A 2,023-nucleotide genomic window follows, 5' to 3' on the forward strand; every position below is an offset into this window, starting at 1 on the left:
GGCCGGCCCCCGTGTCCGGGTGCGGCGGGCCGCCGCACGCCCCCGGCGCCCGCCCCGTACGCCCCAACGGTTCCGTACGCCTGACGCCTGGCACATGACGCCGGATACCGGACGCCCGGACACCCCTGAAGCCCGTCGCCCGTCGCCGCCCGACAGTCAGTAGCGCAGATACCGCCTGCGCACCGCCCGGAACGCGGCCAGTTCGCCCTGCCACGCCCCGACGACATCGTCCGTCCCGGCCCCCGCGTCGATCATGGTGCGGACCCTGGTGGAGCCGGTGAGCTTGTCGATCCAGTTGCCGTTCACCCAGCGGAAGTCGCTCGATGAGCGTTTGGCGGTCACCAGCAGTGCGATGCCGGTACGGACCGGGTCGAACGCGGCCCGGTCGTGGACATGCAGCTGGACCCCGCCGACGGTCTTGCCCGCATGCTTGCTGAACGTGGGGGTGAAGTACGCCTCGCGCAGCCGCACCCCGGGCAGTTCCAGGGCGTTCGCGGCCTCGGCCCAGCGCCGGTCGAGATCCGGGGCGCCCAGCAGTTCGAACGGGCGGGTCGTGCCCCGCCCCTCCGACAGGTTCGTGCCCTCGAAGAGACAGGTGCCCGCGTACACCAGCGCGGTGTCGGGGGTCGGCATATTGGGGCTCGGCGGCACCCAGGGCAGTGCCGTACGGTCGAAGAAGTGCGAGCGCCGCCACCCCGACATCCGTACGGTCTCCAGTTCCACCGGACTGTCCGCCAGGAACTCGCCGTTGAAGAGACCCGCCAGCTCCACCACCGTCATCCCGTGCGCCTGCGCGATCGGCTCCCGGCCCACGAACGTCGCGAACGCCCGGTCCAGCACCGGTCCGAGGGCGGCGCGGCCGGTCACCGGGTTGGGCCGGTCAAGGACGACGAACCGTTTCCGCGCGAGCGCGGCGGCCCGCATGCAGTCGTACAGCGTCCAGATGTAGGTGTAGAAGCGGGCGCCCGCGTCCTGGATGTCGAAGACGACCGTGTCCACGCCCGACGCGGTGAAGATGTCGGCGAGCGGCTGACCGGACTTCTGGTACGTGTCGTAGACGGGCAGTCCGGTCGCCGGGTCGTCGTAGCGCCCTTCGGAGCCGCCGGCCTGTGCCGTACCGCGGAATCCGTGCTCCGGGCCGAAGACGGCGGTCAGCTTCACCCGGTCGTCGGCGTGCATCACATCCACGATGTGGCGTACGCCGGAGGTGATCCCGGTCGGGTTGGTGACCACCCCGACGCGTTCGCCGGAGAGCAGGGCGTAGCCGTCGGCGGCGAGCCGGTCGAATCCCGTACGGACCCGGCGGCGGCCGTCCGTGTCCGCCACCGCCTCCGTGGCGGCCCCGCTCGCGGCCAGCGCGCCGCCCGCGGCCAGTAGTCCCCGTCTGGACAGACCCATCGGACTCCCTCCCTGGAGGCTCTTTGTCATGGCCACGCACGCTAGCGCGGGTGCCGCCCGCGCGGAACGACCCCGGCGCCGTGTCCGCCCCCTTCCCCGGAACATACCGACTGGTTAGTCTGCTGAGAGGAGCCGTTGGCGGAGAGAGACGGAGACCGATGGATACGGTGCGGGGTGCCGCAGTGGTGATCACGGGCGCGGGCGGCGGCATCGGCGCCGCGCCGGCCCGCCGGTTCGCGGCGGAGGGCGCCCGGGTCGTGGTCAACGACCTCGACGCGGACAGGGCCGGAGCGGTCGCCGCCGAGATCGGCGCCACCGCGGGGTGAAGGTGCACGCGATCTGCCCTCAGGGTGTGCGTACGGACATGCTCACCGCGGCCGGCTCGGCGGGCGAACCGGTGCTCGCCCCCACCGCGATCGGGCCCGCGGTTGTCGCCGACGCCCTCATCGACGGGATCGGCGCCGACCGCTTCCTGATCCTGCCGCACCCCGAGGTCGCGGGTTACTACCGGGCCAGGGCCGAGGCCCCGAGCGCTGGCTCGCCGGGATGAACCGTATCCAGCGGACCTGGGAGGGCACGGTCGGCTGACCTTTGGTGCCGGATCATTCGGCGGATATCCCCGAAC

General features: G+C 72.4%; 1 protein-coding gene and 1 pseudogene. One reads left to right on the forward strand and one right to left on the reverse strand.

From position 1 onward, the window contains the following. Positions 1-156: 156 nt before the first annotated feature. Positions 157-1,398 (reverse strand): exo-beta-N-acetylmuramidase NamZ family protein, encoded by a 1,242-nt coding sequence (locus tag ACWF94_RS39505; RefSeq protein ID WP_453499968.1) that lies wholly within the window; start codon positions 1,396-1,398, stop codon positions 157-159. A gap of 158 nt (positions 1,399-1,556) precedes the next feature. Between ACWF94_RS39505 and ACWF94_RS39510 the strand changes: the two are divergent. Then, a pseudogene (locus ACWF94_RS39510) lies at positions 1,557-1,986 on the forward strand (SDR family NAD(P)-dependent oxidoreductase). Positions 1,987-2,023: the final 37 nt, after the last annotated feature.

The sequence above is a fragment of the Streptomyces sp. NPDC055078 genome, assembly GCF_053607985.1.

What these genes read in the sequence shown, in the direction of transcription:
- ACWF94_RS39505 (WP_453499968.1), bottom strand. Translation starts at nt 1,398, where the DNA reads ATGGGTCTGTCCAGACGGGGACTACTGGCCGCGGGCGGCGCGCTGGCC.